The organism is Stenotrophomonas sp. ASS1, from assembly GCF_004346925.1.
Taxonomy (GTDB): domain Bacteria; phylum Pseudomonadota; class Gammaproteobacteria; order Xanthomonadales; family Xanthomonadaceae; genus Stenotrophomonas; species Stenotrophomonas maltophilia_A.
This window is the reverse complement of sequence record NZ_CP031167.1, coordinates 3,110,169-3,130,737: the sequence shown is the minus strand read 5'-3', so window position 1 is coordinate 3,130,737 and position 20,569 is coordinate 3,110,169. Positions and strand designations below refer to the sequence as shown.

The 20,569-nt window shown below is 64.6% G+C and carries 17 protein-coding genes and 2 tRNA genes; all 19 read left to right on the top strand.

Translation table 11 applies throughout. The features are described 5' to 3' along the window. The first annotated feature begins 52 nt into the window (after nt 1–52). The 19 genes from MG068_RS14685 to infB all read left to right on the top strand — a co-directional run bounded on the left by MG068_RS14685 (nt 53) and on the right by infB (nt 20,562). On the top strand, nt 53–409 hold the full coding sequence (locus MG068_RS14685; RefSeq protein WP_008265012.1) for an NADH-quinone oxidoreductase subunit A: 357 nt from the start codon (nt 53–55) through the stop codon (nt 407–409). Then, the gene (locus MG068_RS14680; protein WP_005410463.1) at nt 400–954 is read left to right on the top strand and encodes a NuoB/complex I 20 kDa subunit family protein; all 555 of its coding nucleotides are present in this window, start codon (nt 400–402) and stop codon (nt 952–954) included. The genes MG068_RS14685 and MG068_RS14680 overlap by 10 nt, the downstream gene beginning before the upstream one ends. A gap of 33 nt (nt 955–987) precedes the next feature. Further along, entirely contained in the window at nt 988–1,737 is a 750-nt protein-coding gene (locus MG068_RS14675; RefSeq protein ID WP_005410462.1) for an NADH-quinone oxidoreductase subunit C, read from the top strand. Further along, nucleotides 1,734–3,041: an NADH-quinone oxidoreductase subunit D gene (locus tag MG068_RS14670; protein ID WP_005417935.1), complete on the top strand. Its 1,308-nt coding sequence runs from the start codon at nt 1,734–1,736 to the stop codon at nt 3,039–3,041. The genes MG068_RS14675 and MG068_RS14670 overlap by 4 nt, the downstream gene beginning before the upstream one ends. A gap of 97 nt (nt 3,042–3,138) precedes the next feature. Further along, nucleotides 3,139–3,666: an NADH-quinone oxidoreductase subunit NuoE gene (nuoE, locus tag MG068_RS14665; RefSeq protein ID WP_006381132.1), complete on the top strand. Its 528-nt coding sequence runs from the start codon at nt 3,139–3,141 to the stop codon at nt 3,664–3,666. A 4-nt stretch (nt 3,667–3,670) separates the two neighbouring features. After that, nucleotides 3,671–5,011, top strand: a complete 1,341-nt coding sequence (gene nuoF, locus MG068_RS14660; RefSeq protein ID WP_006381131.1) for an NADH-quinone oxidoreductase subunit NuoF — start codon at nt 3,671–3,673, stop codon at nt 5,009–5,011. Further along, complete coding sequence (gene nuoG / locus MG068_RS14655; RefSeq protein ID WP_132810540.1) at nt 5,008–7,242, top strand: NADH-quinone oxidoreductase subunit NuoG; 2,235 nt, start codon at nt 5,008–5,010, stop codon at nt 7,240–7,242. Before nuoF ends, nuoG begins: the two co-directional genes overlap by 4 nt. Further along, nucleotides 7,239–8,333 carry an NADH-quinone oxidoreductase subunit NuoH gene (gene nuoH, locus MG068_RS14650; RefSeq protein ID WP_006381129.1) on the top strand — a complete coding sequence of 365 codons (1,095 nt, stop codon included), beginning with the start codon at nt 7,239–7,241 and terminating at the stop codon, nt 8,331–8,333. Before nuoG ends, nuoH begins: the two co-directional genes overlap by 4 nt. 3 nt (nt 8,334–8,336) lie before the next feature. Then, on the top strand, nt 8,337–8,825 hold the full coding sequence (gene nuoI / locus MG068_RS14645) for an NADH-quinone oxidoreductase subunit NuoI (RefSeq protein WP_006381128.1): 489 nt from the start codon (nt 8,337–8,339) through the stop codon (nt 8,823–8,825). Nucleotides 8,826–8,834: 9 nt separating this feature from the next. Beyond that, complete coding sequence (locus MG068_RS14640; RefSeq protein WP_032128645.1) at nt 8,835–9,491, top strand: NADH-quinone oxidoreductase subunit J; 657 nt, start codon at nt 8,835–8,837, stop codon at nt 9,489–9,491. Continuing rightward, entirely contained in the window at nt 9,488–9,793 is a 306-nt protein-coding gene (nuoK, locus tag MG068_RS14635; RefSeq protein WP_005417921.1) for an NADH-quinone oxidoreductase subunit NuoK, read from the top strand. The genes MG068_RS14640 and nuoK overlap by 4 nt, the downstream gene beginning before the upstream one ends. A 7-nt stretch (nt 9,794–9,800) precedes the next feature. Next, nucleotides 9,801–11,978 carry an NADH-quinone oxidoreductase subunit L gene (gene nuoL / locus MG068_RS14630; RefSeq protein WP_132810539.1) on the top strand — a complete coding sequence of 726 codons (2,178 nt, stop codon included), beginning with the start codon at nt 9,801–9,803 and terminating at the stop codon, nt 11,976–11,978. A gap of 23 nt (nt 11,979–12,001) precedes the next feature. After that, on the top strand, nt 12,002–13,510 hold the full coding sequence (locus MG068_RS14625; protein WP_005410452.1) for an NADH-quinone oxidoreductase subunit M: 1,509 nt from the start codon (nt 12,002–12,004) through the stop codon (nt 13,508–13,510). 15 nt (nt 13,511–13,525) lie between these two features. Then, on the top strand, nt 13,526–14,986 hold the full coding sequence (gene nuoN / locus MG068_RS14620) for an NADH-quinone oxidoreductase subunit NuoN (RefSeq protein WP_049462729.1): 1,461 nt from the start codon (nt 13,526–13,528) through the stop codon (nt 14,984–14,986). A 129-nt stretch (nt 14,987–15,115) separates the two neighbouring features. Continuing rightward, a tRNA-Met gene (locus MG068_RS14615) sits at nt 15,116–15,192 on the top strand. A gap of 82 nt (nt 15,193–15,274) precedes the next feature. Further along, a tRNA-Met gene (locus MG068_RS14610) sits at nt 15,275–15,351 on the top strand. A 366-nt stretch (nt 15,352–15,717) separates the two neighbouring features. After that, complete coding sequence (gene rimP, locus MG068_RS14605; protein WP_005410450.1) at nt 15,718–16,308, top strand: ribosome maturation factor RimP; 591 nt, start codon at nt 15,718–15,720, stop codon at nt 16,306–16,308. A gap of 4 nt (nt 16,309–16,312) precedes the next feature. Beyond that, on the top strand, nt 16,313–17,824 hold the full coding sequence (nusA, locus tag MG068_RS14600) for a transcription termination factor NusA (RefSeq protein ID WP_005410449.1): 1,512 nt from the start codon (nt 16,313–16,315) through the stop codon (nt 17,822–17,824). A 92-nt stretch (nt 17,825–17,916) separates the two neighbouring features. Further along, nucleotides 17,917–20,562 (top strand): translation initiation factor IF-2, encoded by a 2,646-nt coding sequence (infB, locus tag MG068_RS14595; RefSeq protein WP_032128650.1) that lies wholly within the window; start codon nt 17,917–17,919, stop codon nt 20,560–20,562. Nucleotides 20,563–20,569: the final 7 nt, after the last annotated feature.

Here is a 20,569-nt window from a genome sequence, read left to right as displayed (position 1 = left end):
CCCCATGCCAAAGCGCCTGCAGGCGCGGCGGCAGAGGCAAGAGAGAATCGCTGTGCTGGCCGAATATTTGCCGTCTCTGCTGTTTCTGATCGTTGCCACCGGTATCGGCATTACGCTGATGCTGGTTGGTCGATTCCTCGGTCCCCGCCGCCCCGATCTGGAAAAGCTGTCGCCGTACGAGTGCGGCTTCGAGGCCTTCGAAGACGCGCGCATGAAGTTCGACGTGCGCTACTACCTGATCGCGATCCAGTTCATCGTCTTCGACCTGGAAATCATCTTCATCGTGCCGTGGACCCAGGTCTTCATGGAGCTGGGTGCCCGTTCGCTCATCACCATGGGCCTGTTCGTCGGCATGCTGTTCCTCGGTTTCATTTACGTCTGGAAGAAGGGAGCGCTGGAATGGGAGTGATTCAGACTCTCGATGGCCTCATGAACAACCCCACGCCGGAAGGCCGGGTTGATGACATCCTGCGGCCGGAAGGCGACAACCCGCTGCTGGAAAAGGGCTTCGTCACCACCAGCGTCGATGCACTGCTGAACTGGGCGCGCACCGGCTCGATGTGGCCGATGACCTTCGGTCTGGCCTGCTGCGCGGTCGAGATGATGCATGCCGGCGCCGCGCGCCTGGACCTTGACCGCTACGGCGTGGTGTTCCGCCCGTCGCCGCGTCAGTCCGACGTGATGATCGTGGCCGGTACCCTGGTCAACAAGATGGCCCCGGCGCTGCGCAAGGTCTACGACCAGATGCCGGACCCGAAGTGGGTCATCTCGATGGGTAGCTGCGCCAATGGTGGCGGCTATTACCACTACTCCTATTCTGTGGTGCGCGGCTGTGATCGCGTGGTGCCGGTGGACGTCTACGTCCCGGGCTGCCCGCCGACCGCCGAGGCGCTGGTGTACGGGATCCTGCAGCTGCAGAAGAAGATCTGGCGTACACAGACCATCGCCCGCTGACCCCTTCACCTGACAAGAGCGCGCCAAGCCCCCATGGCAGAGCAAGCATCCTTCATCGACCGACTCTCCGCACGTTTCGCAGGTGCGAAGGTCATCGTGGTCGAACCCCGCGGCGAAGTGACGCTGGAAGTGCCTGCCGCCGAGTGGCACGCCACCGCCCTGGCGCTGCGTGACGAGTTTGGTTTCGAGCAGGCCGTGGATCTCTGCGGCGTCGACTACCTCGGTTATGGCTCCGACGAATGGGACACCGCCGACGTGTCCTCGCAGGGCTTCAGCCGTGGCGTCGAAGGCAAGGCCCAAGGCCGTTTCGCGTGGGGCGAGTTCCCCACCGAGGAAAACGGCGCCGACGGTGCCCGCCCGCAGCACATGCCGACCCAGCGTTTCGCCGTGGTCGCCCAGCTGCGTTCGTACCAGCACAACCTGATGATGCACCTGCGCTGCTTCGCCCCTGACGAAGCGCTGCCGGTGGTGTCCTCGCTGACCGGCATCTGGCCGGGCCTGAACTGGTTCGAGCGCGAAGCGTTCGACCTGTACGGCGTGATCTTCGAAGGCCACCCGGACCTGCGCCGGATCCTGACCGACTACGGTTTCGTCGGCCATCCGTTCCGCAAGGACTTCCCGCTGATCGGCAATGTCGAAGTCCGCTACGACGAAGAAAAGAAGCGCGTGATCTACGAACCGGTCACCTCGGTGGAGCCGCGTGTCGGCGTGCCGCGCGTGATCCGCGACGACGCCCGTCTGCAGACCGCAGAAGGTGAGCGCGCGCAGGAGGCAGTGAAGTGAGCCACGTACACCAGGCCGGCGAAGCCTTCGCCAGCAACGCCGCCGAAAGCCGGCAGGAAATCCGCAACTACACCATGAACTTCGGCCCGCAGCATCCGGCCGCGCACGGTGTGCTGCGCCTGATCCTGGAAATGGACGGCGAGACCATCATGCGCGCCGACCCGCACGTGGGTCTGCTGCACCGTGGTACCGAAAAGCTGGCCGAGTCCAAGCCGTTCAACCAGTCGATCGGCTACATGGATCGCCTGGATTACGTGTCGATGATGTGCAACGAGCACGCCTACGTGCGCGCGATCGAGACCCTGATGGGCATCGAAGCGCCGGAGCGTGCGCAGTACATCCGCACCATGTACGACGAAATCACCCGCATCCTCAACCACCTGATGTGGCTGGGCTCCAACGCGCTCGACCTGGGTGCGATGGCGGTGATGCTGTATGCCTTCCGCGAGCGCGAAGAGCTGATGGACTGCTATGAAGCGGTCTCCGGCGCGCGCATGCACGCGGCGTACTACCGTCCGGGCGGTGTCTACCGCGACCTGCCGGACCACATGCCGAAGTACAAGGAATCGCGCTGGCACAAGGGCAAGGCGCTGAAGCAGCTCAATGCTTCGCGCGAAGGCTCGCTGCTGGACTTCCTGGAGAACTTCACCGTCGAGTTCCCCAAGCGCATCGACGAATACGAAACCCTGCTGACCGACAACCGTATCTGGAAGCAGCGTACCGTCGGCATCGGCGTGGTCACTCCGGAACTGGCCCACCAGTGGGGCATGACCGGCGTGATGCTGCGTGGCTCGGGCATTGCCTGGGACCTTCGCAAGAAGCGCCCGTACGCCAAGTACGATGCCGTCGATTTCGACATCCCCCTGGGCAAGGAAGGCGACTGCTACGACCGCTACCTGGTCCGCGTTGCCGAAATGCGCGAGTCCAACCGCATCATCAAGCAGTGCGTGGCATGGCTGAAAGCCAACCCCGGCCCGGTGATGGTGAAGAACTTCAAGGTTGCTCCGCCCAGGCGCGAGGACATGAAGGACGACATGGAAGCGCTGATCCACCACTTCAAGCTGTTCAGCGAGGGCTACTGCGTGCCGGCCGGCGAGACCTACTCGGCGGTGGAAGCCCCGAAGGGCGAATTCGGCTGCTACCTGGTCTCCGATGGCGCCAACAAGCCGTTCCGCGTGCACCTGCGTGCGCCGGGCTTCGCCCACCTGTCCTCGATCGATTCGGTCGTGCGCGGCCACATGCTGGCCGACGTGGTGGCGATGATCGGTACCTACGACCTGGTGTTCGGCGAGGTTGACCGGTAATGCCGTCCGCCACGCCAACGCCCGCTGCAGGCAGCCGGCGCAAGCCGGCGCCGCAGTTTCTGGAATTTCACGTTATGCATTTCGCTGAGGTCGGCCGATGAAGGCGACAGGTAATTTCGAGGCGGCGCGCGACGTCGACCCGATGGTGGTGCTGAGCGACAAGACCCGCGCTCACATCGATCACTGGCTGTCCAAGTTCCCGCCGGACCGCAAGCGCTCTGCCGTGCTGCAGGGCCTGCATGCGGCCCAGGAGCAGAACGAGGGCTGGCTGACCGACGAACTGATCGCCGGCGTGGCCAAGTACCTCGACCTGCCGCCGGTGTGGGCCTACGAGGTCGCCAGCTTCTACTCGATGTTCGAGACCGAGAAGGTGGGCCGCAACAACGTGGCCATCTGCACCAACATCAGCTGCTGGCTCAATGGCGCCGAGGACATCGTCCGCCATTGCGAGAAGAAGCTGGGCATCAAGCACGGTGAATCGACCCCGGACGGCCGCGTCTACCTCAAGCGCGAGGAAGAGTGCCTGGCCGGCTGCGGTGGCGCGCCGATGATGGTCATCAACGGTCACTACCATGAGCGTCTGACCCTGGAAAAGGTCGACGAGCTGCTGGACGGGCTGGAGTAAGGGCATGGCACATCACCACGAATCCAAGGGTCCGGTCGGCCCCGCGCCGCTGCCGCACCAGGTGGTCTACACCACCCTGCATTACGACACCCCGTGGTCGTACGAAAGCTACCTGAAGACCGGTGGCTACGCTGCCCTGCGCAAGATCCTCGAAGAGAAGATCCCGCCGGAGCAGGTCATCGAGATGGTCAAGGCCTCGGGCCTGCGCGGGCGCGGTGGCGCAGGCTTCCCGACCGGCCTGAAGTGGTCCTTCATGCCCAAGGGCAACATGCAGAAGTACATCCTCTGCAACTCGGACGAATCCGAGCCGGGCACCTGCAAGGACCGCGACATCCTGCGCTACAACCCGCATTCGGTGGTGGAAGGCATGGCGATCGCCTGCTACGCCACCGGTTCGACCGTGGGTTACAACTACCTGCGCGGTGAGTTCCACCACGAGCCGTTCGAGCACTTCGAGCAGGCCCTGGCCGACGCCTATGCAAATGGCTGGCTGGGCAAGAACGTGATGGGCTCGGGCGTGGACATCGACATCTACGGTGCGCTGGGCGCCGGTGCGTACATCTGCGGCGAAGAAACCGCGCTGATGGAATCGCTGGAAGGCAAGAAGGGCCAGCCGCGCTACAAGCCGCCGTTCCCGGCCAACTTCGGCCTGTACGGCAAGCCGTCGACGATCAACAACACCGAAACCTACGGTTCGGTGCCGGCGATCATCCGCAACGGTCCGGAGTGGTTCAAGGGCCTGAGCCTGACCGCCAACGGCGGTCCGAAGTGCTTCTCGGTGTCCGGCTGCGTGCAGAACGGCGGCAACTTCGAAGTGCCGCTGGGCACCAAGTTCCACGACCTGCTGGAAATGGCCGGTGGCCTGCGTCCGGGCCGTACCCTCAAGGGCGCGATCCCGGGCGGCGTGTCGATGCCGGTACTGACCGCGGCCGAGCTGCAGGATCTGCCGATGGACTACGACACCATCCGTGCGCTGGGCTCCGGCCTGGGTTCGGGTGCGATCGTGGTGCTCGACGACAGCGTCTGCTGCGTCAAGTTCGCCTGCCGCATCAGCCAGTTCTTCCACAAGGAATCGTGCGGCCAGTGCACTCCGTGCCGTGAAGGCACCGGCTGGATGCACCGCGTGCTGGAGCGCATCGTCGCCGGCAAGGCCACGATGGAAGACCTGCACCAGCTGAAGGCGGTGGCCGGCCAGATCGAAGGCCACACCATCTGTGCGTTCGGTGAAGCGGCTGCATGGCCCATCCAGGGCTTCCTGCGCCAGTTCTGGGACGAATTCGAGTACTACATCGTCAACGGTCATTCGATGGTTGACGGCAAGAAGGTGGAGGCAGCCGCCGCATGAGCGCGCAACCCGTAAACCCGAACGTGCCACCGGATCACGTGACCATCGAAATCGATGGCAAGTCGCTGGTCGTGCCCAAGGGTTCGATGATCATCCAGGCGGCCGACAAGGCCGGCATTTCGATTCCGCGCTTCTGCTACCACGAGAAGCTGCCGATCGCCGCCAACTGCCGCATGTGCCTGGTGGACGTGGAAAAGTCGCCGAAGCCGGCGCCGGCCTGCGCCACCCCGGTGATGGATGGCATGAAGGTCGCCACCCGCAGCGAGAAGGCACTGAAGTTCCAGCGCTCGGTGATGGAGTTCCTGCTCATTAACCACCCGCTGGACTGCCCGATCTGCGATCAGGGCGGCGAGTGCGAGCTGCAGGACGTGTCGCTGGGCTATGGCCGTTCGGTCAGCCGCTTCAACGAGCGCAAGCGCGTGGTGCCGGACGAGGACATGGGCCCGCTGGTCGCCACCGAGATGACCCGCTGCATCCAGTGCACCCGCTGCGTCCGCTTCACCGCCGACGTTGCCGGTACCTACGAGCTGGGTGGCATGTACCGCGGTGAGAACCTGCAGATCGGTACCTTCGACGGCAAGCCGCTGACCACCGAGCTGTCCGGCAATGTCGTCGACGTCTGCCCGGTCGGCGCACTGACCAACAAGGTGTTCCAGTTCCGCGCCCGCCCGTGGGAACTGACCGCGCGCGAGTCGCTGGGCTACCACGACGCGATGGGTTCGAACCTGTTCCTGCACGTGCGTCGCGGCGAAGTGCTGCGCACCGTGCCGCGCGACAACGAAGCGGTGAACGAGTGCTGGCTGTCCGACCGTGACCGCTACTCGCACCAGGGCCTGTACAGCGAAGACCGTGCGGTCAAGCCGCTGCGCAAGGTCAATGGCGAGTGGAAGGAAGTGAGCTGGGCCGAAGGCCTGGCCGCGGCCGCCGAGATCCTCAAGGCCAACCAGGGCGACAACCTGGGCGTGCTGGTGCACCCGTCCACCTCGAACGAGGAAGGCGCGCTGCTGGCCCGCCTGGCCAAGGGCCTGGGCTCGAGCAACATCGACCACCGCATCAACAACCGCGATTTCTCCGACGCCGCAACCGCCGAAGTGTTCGGCCTGCCGCTCGCCGAGATCGAAGGCGCCGACCGCATCGTCGTTCTGGGCAGCAACATCCGCCACGAACTGCCGCTGCTGCACGCCCGCCTGCGCAAGGCGCAGACCACCAACGGCGCAAAGATCCACGTCGTCAACCCGGTGGACTTCGACTTCGCCTTCAGCATCGCCGGCAAGCAGATCGTCGCGCCGTCGAAGTTCGTCGACGCGCTGGCCAACGCCGAGCTGCGTTCGGCGGTGCAGGGCGGCAACAACACCGTGCTGATCGTCGGTGGCATCGCCGAAAACCATCCGCAGGCTGCCGCGATCCGCGCCGCCGCGCGTGACTTCGCCGCTGCGACCGGTGCCAAGCTGTGCCGCATCCCGCAGGGTGCCAACGCCGTTGGCCTGACCCGCGCAGGCGTGCTGCCGGCCGGCAAGGACGTCGCCGCAATGCTGGCGCAGCCGCGCCAGGCCTACGTGGTGTACGGCCTGGAGCCGGGTCTGGACTTCGCCGACGCCCCCGCCGCGCGCAAGGCGCTGGTCGGCGCCAAGGTGGTGGCCTTCAGCCAGTTCGCCTGCGTCTCCACCCGCGACGTTGCCGACGTGATCCTGCCGATCGGTGCGCTGCCGGAAATCGACGCCACCCTGACCAACCTCGATGGTCGCGAGCAGTCGGCGCGTGCCGGCGGCAAGCTGCCGGGCGAGGCCCGTGAGGGCTGGCGCGTGCTGCGCGCCCTGGGCGGTGAGCTGGCGGTAGCCGGTTTCGACTTCACCGACCTGGCCGGCCTGCGCGCCAGCCTGGCCCCGGTGTCGGTCACCGTTGCCGCCTCGGCACAGCCGGTGGTTGCCGGCGAAGGCCTGGAAGTGGCTTCGACCGCCGCGATCTACCGCACCGATGCGGTGGTCCGTCGCGCCCCGGCGCTGCAGTCGCATCCGCTCAACAACGCCCCGCGCATCGTGCTGAACGCTGAAGATGCCGCTCGCCTGCAGCTGCAGGAAGGGCAGATGGCCAAGGTCGGCACCGATGCCGGCAAGGCCACCCTGCCGGTGGTGATCGACGCCCGCGTCGCTGCGGGTTCGGTCTGGATTGAATCGGGCCACGGCGCGACCGCGCCGCTGGGTGCCGCTCGCGTAACGGTGGTGGCTGCATGAACGAATTGCTGTTGAACGCGGTCGACCCGCTGCACCAGTGGCTGCTTGGCCTCGGTGACATCGGCGCGCTGATCTGGATCATCCTGAAGATCCTGGTGATCACCGTTCCGGTGATCATCTCGGTGGCCTTCTACGTGGTCTGGGAACGCAAGCTGATCGGCTGGATGCACGTCCGCCACGGCCCGATGTACGTGGGCATGGGCATCTTCCAGGCCTTCGCCGACGTCTTCAAGCTGCTGTTCAAGGAAGTGGTCCAACCGAGCAGCGCCAACAAGGCGATCTACCTGCTGGCCCCGCTGATCACCCTGGCCCCGGCCTTCGCGGCCTGGTCGGTGGTCCCCTTCGATTCGCAGATCGTGCTGTCCAACGCCAACGCCGGCCTGCTGTACCTGCTGGCGATGACCTCGCTGGGCATCTACGGCATCATCCTGGCCGGTTGGGCATCCAACTCGAAGTATGCGTTCCTGGGTGCGATGCGCGCCTCGGCGCAGATGATCAGCTACGAAATCGCCATGGGCTTCGCCCTGGTCGGCGTGATGATCGCGTCGGGCAGCCTGAACCTGAGCAACATCGTGATGGCGCAGGCTGGCAATTCCGGTTTCTTCGACTGGTTCCTGCTGCCGCTGTTCCCGCTGTTCGTCATCTACTGGGTGTCGGGCGTTGCCGAAACCAACCGCGCGCCGTTCGACGTGGTGGAAGGTGAATCGGAAATCGTCGCTGGCCACATGGTCGAGTACTCGGGCGGTGCGTTCGCGCTGTTCTTCCTGGCCGAATACGCCAACATGATCCTGATCAGCTTCCTGATCTCGATCTTCTTCCTCGGCGGCTGGCTGAGCCCCATCCAGGGCTGGGTCAACTTCGGCGACGTCTCGCCGCTGGTCGACTGGATCTGGAAGGGCGGTGCACCGTGGCTGTTCGTCAAGGTGTTCTTCTTCGCCAGTGCCTACATCTGGTTCCGTGCCAGCTTCCCGCGCTTCCGCTATGACCAGATCATGCGCCTGGGCTGGAAGGTCTTCATCCCGCTGGCCATTCTGTGGATCGCGGTTACCGCCGTCATGGTGTTCTTCGGCGTGATTCAAAAGGGCGTCTAAGTGATGAACAGGATTACCCATTACTTCAAGAGCCTGCTGCTGCTCGAACTGCTGGGCGGCCTTTGGCTGACGCTGAAGTACAGCTTCAAGCCCAAGTACACGATGATGTACCCGATGGAGAAGTTCCCGCAGTCGCCGCGCTTCCGTGGCCTGCACGCCCTGCGCCGTTACCCCAACGGTGAAGAGCGCTGCATCGCCTGCAAGCTGTGCGAAGCGGTGTGCCCTGCATTGGCCATCACCATCGACTCGGCCAAGCGCGAAGACGGCACCCGCCGTACCACGCGCTATGACATCGATCTGTTCAAGTGCATCTTCTGCGGCTTCTGCGAAGAAAGCTGCCCGGTGGACTCGATCGTCGAAACCCACATCCTCGAGTACCACTTCGAGAATCGTGGCGAAAACATCGTTACCAAGCCGCAGCTGCTGGCCCTGGGCGACCGTCTCGAGTCCGAGATCGCCGAGCGTCGCGCCGCCGATGCCGCTTACCGCTGAGGTCGAGAGATGGATTGGGTAAATATCGCTTTCTGGGTGTTCGCCATCGCGGCAACGGTTTCGGCCGGTGCGGTGATCAGCGTGCGCAACCCGGTTCACGCCGTGCTCTGCCTGGTGCTGACCTTCTTCTCCATTGCCTGCGTGTGGCTGCTGGTCGGCGCCGAGTTCCTCGGCGTGGCGCTGGTGCTGGTCTACGTCGGCGCGGTGATGGTGCTGTTCCTGTTCGTGGTGATGATGCTCGACATCGACCCCACCAAGCTGCGTGAGGGCTGGGTCCGCTACCTGCCGGTCGGTCTCATTGTTGCGGTGGCGATGCTGGTGCAGATGCTGATCCTGATCGGCGTGAAGGGCAGGGCGGTCAACCCGTTCCCGGCCGACAACGCCGCCGCGGTCGCTGCCGACAGCTCCAACGTCACCTGGCTGGCGCGTACGCTGTTCACCGAGTACCTGCTGCCGTTCGAGTTCGCCGCCGTCATCCTGACCGTGGCCGTGGTTGCCGCCGTGATGCTGACCCTGCGCCGCCGTACCGGCGTGAAGAGCCAGAACCCGGGTGAGCAGACCATGGTCAAGGCCGGCCAGCGCCTGCGCATGGTCAAGATGGGCGCCGAAGCGCCGGTCGTGCACAGCAACAGCAAGCCGGCCGCCGGCGAGGAGACCCAGCCGTGATTACCCTTGGCCACATCCTTGCGCTGGGCGCGGTGCTGTTCGCCATCAGCCTGGCCGGCATCTTCCTCAACCGGAAGAACGTCATCGTCCTGCTGATGTCGATCGAACTGATGCTGCTGTCGGTGAACATCAACTTCGTCGGCTTCTCGCGTCAGCTGGGCGATCCGTCCGGCCAGCTGTTCGTGTTCTTCATCCTGACCGTCGCCGCCGCGGAAGCCGCCATCGGCCTGGCGATCCTGGTGACCCTGTTCCGTACCCGCCGCACGATCAATGTCGGCGAAGTCGATTCGTTGAAGGGCTGATCCACAGATGGAAATCACTCTCTCCAAGAGTCTGTTGATCGCAGTGGTGCTTGCACCGCTGTTCGGCAGCATCATCGCCGGCCTGTTCGGTCGCCAGGTCAAGCGCTTCGGCGCGCAGACCATCACCATCCTCGGCGTCGCGGTTGCCTGCGGCCTGTCGATGTACACGCTCTACCAGTTGCTGTGGGGCGGCGCGCAGCCGTTCAACCAGAACATCTACACGTTCTTCGAAGTCGGCCAGTACTCGGCCCACGTCGGTTTCATGGTCGACAAGCTGACCGCGATGATGATGGTGGTGGTGACCTTCGTGTCGCTGCTGGTCCACATCTATACGATCGGCTACATGCAGGACGATCCGGGCTACCAGCGGTTCTTCAGCTACATCTCGCTGTTCACCTTCTCGATGCTCACCCTGGTGATGAGCAACAACTTCCTGCAGCTGTTCTTCGGCTGGGAAGCGGTGGGCCTGGTGTCGTACCTGCTGATCGGCTTCTGGTTCAAGCGCCCGACTGCGATCTTCGCCAACATGAAGGCGTTCCTGGTCAATCGCGTTGGTGACTTCGGCTTCCTGCTCGGTATCGCCGGCGTGCTGTGGGTGTTCGGCACCCTGGACTACTCGCAGGTGTTCTCGCAGGCCGGCATGCTGGCTGACCCGCGCGCCCAGCTGCAGATCTGGGACGGCACCATGTTCGGCATGCAGCTGCTGAACGAGCCGGTGATCTGGTCGATCGCCACCGTCATCTGCATCTGCCTGTTCATCGGTGCCATGGGCAAGTCGGCCCAGGTCCCGCTGCACGTGTGGCTGCCGGACTCGATGGAAGGCCCGACCCCGATCTCGGCACTGATCCACGCCGCGACGATGGTGACCGCCGGTATCTTCATGGTCACCCGCATGTCGCCGCTGTTCGAGCTGTCGCAGACCGCGCTGAACTTCATCCTGTTCATCGGTGCCACCACCGCGTTCTTCACCGGCCTGATCGGCATCGTGCAGAACGACATCAAGCGCGTCGTCGCGTACTCCACGCTGTCGCAGCTGGGCTACATGACCGTTGCCTTGGGCGTGTCCGCCTACTCGGCCGCCGTGTTCCACCTGATGACCCACGCCTTCTTCAAGGCGCTGCTGTTCCTGGGTGCCGGCTCGGTCATCATCGCGATGCACCACGAGCAGGACATGCGCAAGATGGGCGGCCTGCGCAAGTACATGCCGATCACCTTCGTCACCATGTGGATCGGTACCCTGGCCCTGGTCGGTACGCCGTTCTTCTCCGGCTTCTACTCGAAGGACACCATCATCGAGGCGGCCGAGATCCACGCCCACATGCAGAACAGCTGGGTGGCCACCTATGGCTACTGGGCAGTGCTGGGTGGCGTGCTGGTGACCAGCTTCTACAGCTTCCGCCTGCTGTTCCTGACCTTCCACGGCAAGGAGCGCTTCCGCGACGCGCATGATGATCACGGCCATGCCCATGACGATCACCACGCCGCAGATGCGCACCCTGCTGATGCCCATCATGGGGACGCGCACCATGACGACCACGGCCATGGCCACGGTCCGCATGAGCCGCACGAAACCCCGTGGGTGGTGACCCTGCCGCTGATCCTGCTGGCCATCCCGTCGATCGCCATCGGTTTCTTCAGCATCGGTCCGATGCTGCACGGCACCGACTGGGCCGGCCACCATGCGCACGAGGCCATCAAGGGCCAGGCGCAGACGTTCTTCACCGGCATCGTGAACTTCTACGATCCGGCCAAGAACACCGTTGGCTTCCTGGGCGAAGAGTTCCATGGTCCGGTGGCGTTCGCGCTGCACGGCATGATGCTGCCGCCGTTCTGGCTGACCCTGGCGGGCTTCCTGCTGGCTGCACTGTTCTACCTGTGGAAGCCGGACCTGTCGGGCAAGGCGCGCAAGACCTTCGCCCCGCTGGTGTCGGTGCTGGAAAACAAGTACGGCTTCGACAAGCTGTGGATCGATGGCTTTGCCGGTGGCAGCGTCAAGCTGGGCAAGGTCGCACGCTGGATCGACAGCAACATCGTCGACGGCGTGGTCAATCTCTCGGCACGTGTTGTGGACGTCGCAGCCGGCGTGCTGCGTCGTACCCAATCCGGTTTCCTCTATCACTACGCCTTCGCGATGATCATCGGCCTGATTGCCCTTCTGGGCGTGCTGATGCATTACCTGCGTTGATGACCTGTACGGAATAAGAAGACGTGTCGAACTGGCCTCTACTCAGTGTCCTCATCTGGCTGCCGATCATCGGTGGCGCCCTGATCCTTGCGATCCGTGATGCACAGACTGCCCGCTGGGCGTCGCTGGGCGTCGCGGTGCTCACCTTCGTTGCAAGCCTCTCGCTGCTGAGCGGCTACAACGCGGGCATCGACGGCCTGCAGTTCGTCGAGACCCATGCCTGGATCCCGGCGTACAAGATCGGCTACAACCTGGGCGTGGACGGCATTGCCGTGGCGCTGATCCTGCTGACCACCCTGGTCAGCGTGCTTGCCCTGATCGGCGCCTGGAGCGCCATCGACAAGCGCGTCAACCAGTACGTGGCGGCCTTCCTGATCCTGGAAGGCGTCACCGTCGGCATCTTCGCCGCGACGGACGCGATGCTGTTCTACGTGTTCTTCGAAGCCATGCTGATCCCGATGTTCCTGATCATCGGTGTCTGGGGTGGCCCGCGCCGCATCTACGCAGCATTGAAGTTCTTCCTGTACACCTTCCTCGGCTCGGTGCTGATGCTGGTGGCGCTGATCTACCTGTACATGAAGGGCGGCAGCTTCCAGCTGGCCGACCTGTACGCGCTGCCGCTGTCGGCCAAGGAACAGACCTGGATCTTCTTTGCCTTCCTGATCGCCTTCGCGGTCAAGGTGCCGATGTTCCCGGTCCACACCTGGCTGCCGGACGCCCACGTGGAAGCGCCGACCGCCGGTTCGGTGATCCTGGCCGCCATCGCCCTGAAGATCGGTGGCTACGGCTTCCTGCGCTTCAACCTGCCGATCGTCCCGGACGCGTCGCAGGAATGGGCCTGGCTGGTGATCGCGCTGTCGCTGATCGCGGTGATCTACGTCGGCCTGGTCGCCCTGGTGCAGGACGACATGAAGAAGCTGATCGCCTATTCGTCGATCGCGCACATGGGCTTCGTCACCCTGGGCACCTTCATCGCCCTGTGGCTGGTGCGTGAAGCCGGCAACGCCGATGCTGCCCGCCTGGGCCTGCAGGGCGCCATGGTGCAGATGATCTCGCACGGCTTCGTGTCCGGTGCGATGTTCTCCTGTGTCGGCGTGCTGTACGACCGCATGCACAGCCGCCGCATCGCCGATTACGGCGGCGTGGTCAACGTGATGCCGTGGTTCGCCACCTTCGCCATGCTGTTCTTTATGGCCAATGCGGGCCTGCCGGGCACCAGCGGTTTCGTCGGCGAGTTCATGGTCATCCTGTCGGCCTTCCAGCGTAATCCGTGGATCGCACTGGGCGCGGCCACCACCCTGATCATCGGCGCCGCCTACACCCTGTGGCTGTACAAGCGCATCTTCTTCGGCGAAGTGGCCAACAGCCACGTGGCCGAACTGAAGGACATCAACGGCCGCGAATGGCTGGTGCTGGGCGTGTTCGCCATCGGCGTGCTGGCCCTGGGCATCTACCCCAAGCCGCTGACCGACCTGATGGAGCCCTCGATCGCGAAGCTGGCGATGCAGATCGCATCCAGCAAGCTGCTGTAATTCCAGGATTTGATGATGACCACCTCGCCGCTGCTGCCATTGACCGCCGCTGACCTGCCACCGCTCGCTCCCGAGCTGGTGCTGATCGGCAGCGCCTTCGCCCTGATGATCCTCGACCTGTTCGTCAGCAACCGGAACAAGATCGTCACCCACCTGTTCTCGCTCGCTGCGCTGGCCGTGGTGCTGTTCATGCTGGCCACCGGCGTGGGCGGGCAGGGCGAGGTCTTCCATGGCATGTTCGTGCGCGATACCGCCGCGGACGTGATGAAGACCGGGATCGTGCTGCTCAGCGGCCTGACCCTGGTCTACGGCTGGCGCTACCTGCGTGACCGCAACCTGTTCCAGGGCGAGATCCCGGTGCTGATCCTGTTCGGCACCGCCGGCATGATGATCCTGGTCTCGGCCGGCAGCCTGCTGATGGTCTACCTGGGCCTGGAACTGCTGGCGCTGTGCTCCTACGCACTGGTTGCCAGCAACCGTGAGAACGGTCTGGCCTCGGAAGCGGCGATGAAGTACATCGTGCTGGGTTCGCTGGCCTCGGGCCTGCTGCTGTACGGCATGTCGCTGATCTACGGCGCCACCGGCAGCCTGCACCTGGACATCATCCGTGACGCCATCCCGCATTCGGAAGAGCGCGTGCTGCTGATCACCGGTGCGGTGTTCATGATCGCCGGCGTCGCCTTCAAGCTGGGTGCCGCACCGTTCCACATGTGGCTGCCGGACGTGTACCAGGGTGCCCCGGCACCGATCGCACTGTTCATCAGCTCGGCGCCGAAGCTGGCCGCCTTCGGCATGGCCTACCGCCTGCTGGAAATGGGCGTGGGTCCGCTGTCGACCGAACTGCAGCTGCTGATCGCCGGCCTGGCCGCGGTCTCGCTGGTCATCGGCAACCTGATGGCCATCGCGCAGAGCAACCTCAAGCGCATGCTGGCATTCTCCACCGTCTCGCACATCGGCTTCCTGCTGATGGGCATCGCCGGTGGTGGCGCGCAGGGCTATGCCGCCGCGCTGTTCTACGCACTGGCCTACGCCATCATGTCCACCGCCGCCTTCGGCGCGATCATCGCGCTGTCGCGTGCCGGTTTCGAAGCCGAGAACATCGAGGACTTCAAGGGCCTCAATGCCCGCAACCCGTGGATGGCCGGCCTGGTGCTGTGCATCATGGCGTCGCTGGCCGGCATTCCGCCGTTCCTGGGCTTCTGGACCAAGCTGGCGGTGCTGGGCGCGGCCGTCAACGGGGGCCTGCTGTGGCTGGCCATCCTCGGCGTGCTGTGTGCCGTGGTCGGCTGCTTCTACTACCTGCGCGTCATCAAGGTCATGTACTTCGATGAGCCGGTGGGCGAGGCCATGCCGCGCAGCAACGACCGCGTGCTGGGCCTGGTGCTGGGCGTGAACGCGCTGGCGCTGCTGGCGCTGGGCCTGGCCTGGAACCCGATCATGGTCTGGTGCCAGCAGGCATTTGCGCATCTTGCATAAAAGTTGACACAAAGCTGCGCGATTCGTGTAATATGCGCAGCCTGAGTTGTCACTGCAGCGGTTCAGCCAGAACATCGTTGCGGTAGCCCTCCTCGAAAGAGAGCAGGGCAGCAGTTCAAACACTTCCGGTGCGGGGTGGAGCAGTCTGGCAGCTCGTCGGGCTCATAACCCGAAGGTCGCAGGTTCAAATCCTGCCCCCGCTACCAACTTCAGATCGGCGCCAACCGGTTTGATGAATGAGGGAAGGCTTGCAGGTTTTGAAGTTATGCCTCATAATTCCGCTTCTGATGCGGGGTGGAGCAGTCTGGCAGCTCGTCGGGCTCATAACCCGAAGGTCGCAGGTTCAAATCCTGCCCCCGCTACCAAGTGAAGAGATCGCCTTCGAAGTCCTGCTTCGAAGGCGTTTTTCTTTGGGTGGCTGCGTCGCTTCTGCGTGATCGGGGTCAGCTCCCTTTTCCGCGGGAAAGGGAGCTGACCCCAGGTCCGCACCTTGCACCAGCGCGGTGCAGCCGCTATCATCAGCGGCCTAGCAGTACCCCTGAAGGCGGCCTCCCGGCGGGAGTCCGGACCCGGAAGGAGGGCCGCAACCGGCAGGCACTGCAGGTTGCAACCGGAATCCAGTCACCGGAGTCTTTCCGGAAAAGGGGCCCAGCGGGCCCTTTGTCGTTTCCGGGGCGTCATGTTTTCACGCCGGCCAAGGCCGGCACCCAACCAAGAGATCAAGGCAGGCTGTGAGCGACAAGGCAACCGACATCGCGAATCTGCTCGCCCCGACCGTTGTGTCGCTGGGCCTGGAGCTGCTGGGCGTTGAGTATCTGCCGGCCCCCGGCGGTGCGACCCTGCGCCTTTACATCGACGTGCCGCTGGCTGAACAGCCCGAGCGCATCATCAATGTCGACGACTGCGAGCGGGTCAGCCGCGAAGTGTCGGCGCAGCTGGACGTCGAAGACCCGATCAGCGGCAATTACACGCTGGAAGTGTCCTCGCCGGGCGTGGATCGCCCGCTGTTCAACCTGGAGCAGTTCGCTCGCCACCAGGGTGAATCGGCCAAGGTCACGCTGAAGCTGCCGCAGGACAACCGTCGTCGCCTGCAGGGCCGTATCGAAGCGACCGACGAGGCCGCAGGCACCATCACCTTCATCGTCGACAAGACCGAAGTGGTGGTGTCGGCCGACAACATCGACAAGGCACGGATCATGCCCGACTGGGTGGCGCTGGGGCTGGCCCCGAGCAAGCCGACCGGTCCGGCACCGAAGCGTCCGAAGCCGAACACGAATTCTTCTTCCAACGAGCCGGCGGCAAAGAAGCCGCGCGCGGAGTGAGCCAATGAGCAAGGAACTGTTGCTGGTAGTCGACGCGGTCGCCAACGAGAAGGGCGTGCCGCGTGAAGTGATCTTCGATGCCATCGAGGCCGCCCTGGCCTCGGCAGCGAAGAAGCGCTATCCCGACGAGGAAGTGCTGACCCGCGTGGTCATCGACCATAAGGATGGCAGCTACGAAACCTTCCGTCGCTGGGAAGTGGTGGCCGATGACGTGGTCATGGAATCGCCGGACCGCCAGATCCGCCTGATGGACGCCGTCGATGAAGCCGAAGGCGTGGACGTCGGCGACTACATCGAAGAGCAGATCGAGAACCCGGACTTCGGCCGCATTGCCGCCCAGGCCGCCAAGCAGGTCATCGTCCAGCGCGTGCGCGAAGCCGAGCGCCAGCAGGTCGTGGATGCATGGAAGGATCGCGTGGGTGAGCTGATCACCGGTGTGGTCAAGCGCGCCGAGCGCGGCAACATCTATGTCGACCTCGGTGGCAACGCCGAAGGCTTCATCCCGAAGGACAAGGGCATTCCGCGCGACGTGCTGCGCGCCGGTGACCGCGTGCGCGGCTACCTGGCCGAAGTCCGTTCGGAACCGCGTGGCCCGCAGCTGTTCATCAGCCGCGCCGCCCCGGAATTCATGATCGAGCTGTTCAAGCTGGAAGTGCCGGAAGTCGGCCAGGGCCTGGTGGAAATCAAGGCCTGCGCCCGCGATCCGGGCGACCGCGCCAAGATCGCCGTGCTCGCCCACGACCAGCGCACCGATCCGATCGGTGCCTGCATCGGCATGCGCGGTTCGCGCGTGCAGGCCGTGTCCAACGAGCTCAATGGCGAGCGCGTGGACATCGTGCTGTGGAACGACAACCCGGCCAACTTCGTCATCAACGCGATGGCGCCGGCCGAAGTGCAGTCGATCATCGTCGATGAAGACAAGCACTCGATGGACCTGGCCGTTGCCGAAGACCGCCTGGCCCAGGCGATCGGCAAGGGCGGCCAGAACGTGCGCCTGGCCAGCCGCCTGACCGGCTGGCAGCTCAACGTGATGACCCAGGACCAGGTCACCGCCAAGTCGGAGGCCGAGCAGGCTTCGGCCCGCCAGCTGTTCATGGACAAGCTGGAAGTGGACGAGGAAATCGCCGGCATCCTGGTGAGCGAAGGCTTCGGCACCGTCGAGGAAATCGCATATGTCCCGGTCGGCGAACTGCTGGCCGTGGAAGGTTTCGACGAAGACATCGTCGAAGAGCTGCGCGCTCGTGCCCGCGATGCGCTGCTCAATGAGGCCCTGGCAGTCGAGGAAGGCCTTGAAGACGGCCAGCCGGCGCAGGATCTGCTGTCCCTGAAGGGCATGGACGAAGCCACCGCGTATGCGCTGGCCGGCCACGGCGTGCGCACCAGTGAGGACCTGTCCGACCTGGCCGCCGACGAGGTCATGGACTTCGGCATCGAAGGGCTGGATCAGGCGCGCGCCGCTGCGCTGATCCTGGCCGCACGTGCCGAGGAGATCGCCCGACTGGAACGCGGCGAATGAGCCGGCAATGAACAGGGCCCTGAGCCGCTCAGGGCGTAGAATCCGCGCCACCTCCAGATGCGGGGGGGCGCCCACAAGATCATAGGATCCGAATGTCGCAGCAAACCACCATCCGCAAGCTTGCCGAACTGGTCAACACGCCGGTCGAAAAACTGCTGGAACAGCTGGCCGGTGCCGGCATGAAGTTCAGCGGTCCCGACCAGGTCGTGACCAGCACCGAGAAGGTGAAGCTCCTGGGCTTCCTTCGTCGTTCGCACGGCAAGCCCGAGCAGGCCCCGGAAGAAACTGATCAGTCTGCAAAGAAGATCACGCTCAACCGCCGGAAACAGCAGGAAGTGACGGTCAGTTCCGGTCGCAGCAAGACGACCGTGAATGTCGAGGTGCGCCAGAAGCGTACCTACGTCAAGGATGGTGCTCGCGCCATGACCCCGGACGAAGAGCGCGCCGACATCCTGCGCAAGCTGGAAGAGTCGCGTGCGCGCAACCTTGCCGAACAGCAGGCCCTGGCCGAGAAGGATCGTCTGCGCGACGAAGCCATCGTCCGTGCCCGTGAGGAAGAGGTTGCGGCCAAGGAACGCGCAGAGGCCGAGAAGAAGGCCGCCGAGGAAGCTGCGGCCGCCGCCAAGGCTGCCGAGGCGCTGGCTGCCAGCAAGCCCAAGCGCGCTCCTATCGATGAAACCGCGCCGCGCCCGCCGCGTGCTCCGGCCGCCGCTCCGGCTGCGCCGCGCAGCGCTCCGCCGCCGCCGCGCAACGACGACCGCAACAACCGCAGCGCGCCGCGCAACGAGCGTGGCCCGGGCGACCGTTTCGCCGGCCAGATGCACCTGTCGGCTGCCGACCGCGCGCGCCGTGGCAACAGCAACAACAGCAACACCCGTGGTCGTCCGGGCGGGCGTAACCAGGCCGGTGGCCGTCGCGACATGTCGCGCGGTGGCAACAATGCAGGTCCGCACGCCTTCGAGCGTCCGACCGCGCCGGTGGTGCGTGAAGTGGCGATCGGCGACACGATCACCGTGGCCGACCTGGCGCAGAAGCTCGCGCTGAAGGGCGGTGAGGTGGTCAAGGCGCTGTTCAAGATGGGCGTGATGGCCACCATCACCCAGTCCATCGACCATGACACCGCCGCGCTGGTGACCGAAGAACTCGGCCACAAGGCGATCCGTGCCAACGACAACGACGCCGAAGACGCACTTCTGGCCTCGACCGGTGAAAACCAGGGCGAAGCCACCCAGCGTCCGCCGGTGGTCACCATCATGGGCCACGTCGACCACGGCAAGACCTCGCTGCTGGATTACATCCGCCGCACCAAGGTCGCCACCGGCGAAGCCGGCGGCATCACCCAGCACATCGGTGCCTACCACGTGGATACGCCGAAGGGCGTGATCAGCTTCCTGGATACCCCGGGCCACGCGGCATTCACCTCGATGCGTGCGCGCGGCGCCAAGCTGACCGACATCGTGGTGCTGGTCGTGGCCGCCGATGACGGCGTCATGCCGCAGACCAAGGAAGCGATCCAGCACGCCCGTTCGGCGGGTGTGCCGCTGATCGTGGCGATCAACAAGATCGACAAGTCCGACGCCGACCCGATGCGGGTCAAGAACGAACTGCTGTCCGAGCAGGTCGTGGCCGAAGACTTCGGTGGTGACACCCAGATGGTGGAGATCTCGGCCAAGACCGGCCTGGGCATCGACGACCTGCTGGACGCCATCTCGATCCAGGCCGAACTGCTGGAACTGAAGGCCGTCGACGAAGGCCGCGCTTCGGGCGTGGTGATCGAATCGTCGCTGGACAAGGGCCGTGGCCCGGTCGCCACCGTGCTGGTGCAGCAGGGCCGCCTGAAGAAGGGCGACTACCTGGTGTGCGGCATCCAGTACGGCCGCGTGCGTGCGCTGTTCGACGAAACCGGCAAGCAGCCGGAGTTCGCCGGCCCGTCCATCCCGGTGCAGGTCCTGGGCCTGTCCGGCGTGCCGGAAGCGGGTGATGACTTCGTGGTCGTCGAGGACGAGCGCCTGGCCAAGGACGTTGCCCAGCAGCGTGAGACCAAGCGCCGTGAATCGCGCCTGGTCGCCACCGCCGGCAGCCGCATGGAAGACATCATGGCGACCCTGGGCAAGGGCGAGGGCCAGCAGGTCCTCAACCTGGTCATCAAGGCCGACGTGCAGGGTTCGGTGCAGGCCCTGAGCCAGGCACTGGTCGCGCTGTCCAACGAAGACATCCGCATCAACGTGATCCACTCCGGCGTGGGCGGCATCACCGAATCGGACGCCAACTCGGCGGCCGCTTCGAAGGCCACCGTCATCGGCTTCAACGTGCGTGCGGACGCTTCGGCCCGTCGCATCATCGAATCCAACGGCGTCGATCTGCGTTACTTCTCGATCATCTATGACGTGATCGATCAGGTGAAGCAGGTGGCTTCCGGTCTGCTGGGCGTGGAGATCCGCGAAGAGATCATCGGTATCGCCGAGGTCCGCGACGTCTTCCGCAGCTCCAAGCTGGGCGCCGTGGCCGGCTCGATGGTCATCGAGGGCGTGGTCAAGCGCAACAAGCCGATCCGCGTGCTGCGCGACAGCGTGGTGATCTTCGAGGGCGAGCTGGAATCGCTGCGTCGCTTCAAGGAGAACGTCGAGGAAGTCCGCAACGGTACCGAGTGCGGTATCGCGGTGAAGGCCTACAACGACGTCAAGCCGGGTGACCAGATCGAGTGCTTCGAGCGTATCGAAGTGCCGCGCACCCTGTAATTGCTGC

What these genes read in the sequence shown, in the direction of transcription:
- MG068_RS14640 (WP_032128645.1), top strand. Translation starts at nt 8,835, where the DNA reads ATGGATTGGGTAAATATCGCTTTCTGGGTGTTCGCCATCGCGGCAACG.
- nuoN (WP_049462729.1), top strand. Translation starts at nt 13,526, where the DNA reads ATGACCACCTCGCCGCTGCTGCCATTGACCGCCGCTGACCTGCCACCG.
- MG068_RS14680 (WP_005410463.1), top strand. Translation starts at nt 400, where the DNA reads ATGGGAGTGATTCAGACTCTCGATGGCCTCATGAACAACCCCACGCCG.
- nuoF (WP_006381131.1), top strand. Translation starts at nt 3,671, where the DNA reads ATGGCACATCACCACGAATCCAAGGGTCCGGTCGGCCCCGCGCCGCTG.
- nuoG (WP_132810540.1), top strand. Translation starts at nt 5,008, where the DNA reads ATGAGCGCGCAACCCGTAAACCCGAACGTGCCACCGGATCACGTGACC.
- nuoE (WP_006381132.1), top strand. Translation starts at nt 3,139, where the DNA reads ATGAAGGCGACAGGTAATTTCGAGGCGGCGCGCGACGTCGACCCGATG.
- nuoL (WP_132810539.1), top strand. Translation starts at nt 9,801, where the DNA reads ATGGAAATCACTCTCTCCAAGAGTCTGTTGATCGCAGTGGTGCTTGCA.
- MG068_RS14675 (WP_005410462.1), top strand. Translation starts at nt 988, where the DNA reads ATGGCAGAGCAAGCATCCTTCATCGACCGACTCTCCGCACGTTTCGCA.
- nuoH (WP_006381129.1), top strand. Translation starts at nt 7,239, where the DNA reads ATGAACGAATTGCTGTTGAACGCGGTCGACCCGCTGCACCAGTGGCTG.
- infB (WP_032128650.1), top strand. Translation starts at nt 17,917, where the DNA reads ATGTCGCAGCAAACCACCATCCGCAAGCTTGCCGAACTGGTCAACACG.
- nuoI (WP_006381128.1), top strand. Translation starts at nt 8,337, where the DNA reads ATGAACAGGATTACCCATTACTTCAAGAGCCTGCTGCTGCTCGAACTG.
- nusA (WP_005410449.1), top strand. Translation starts at nt 16,313, where the DNA reads ATGAGCAAGGAACTGTTGCTGGTAGTCGACGCGGTCGCCAACGAGAAG.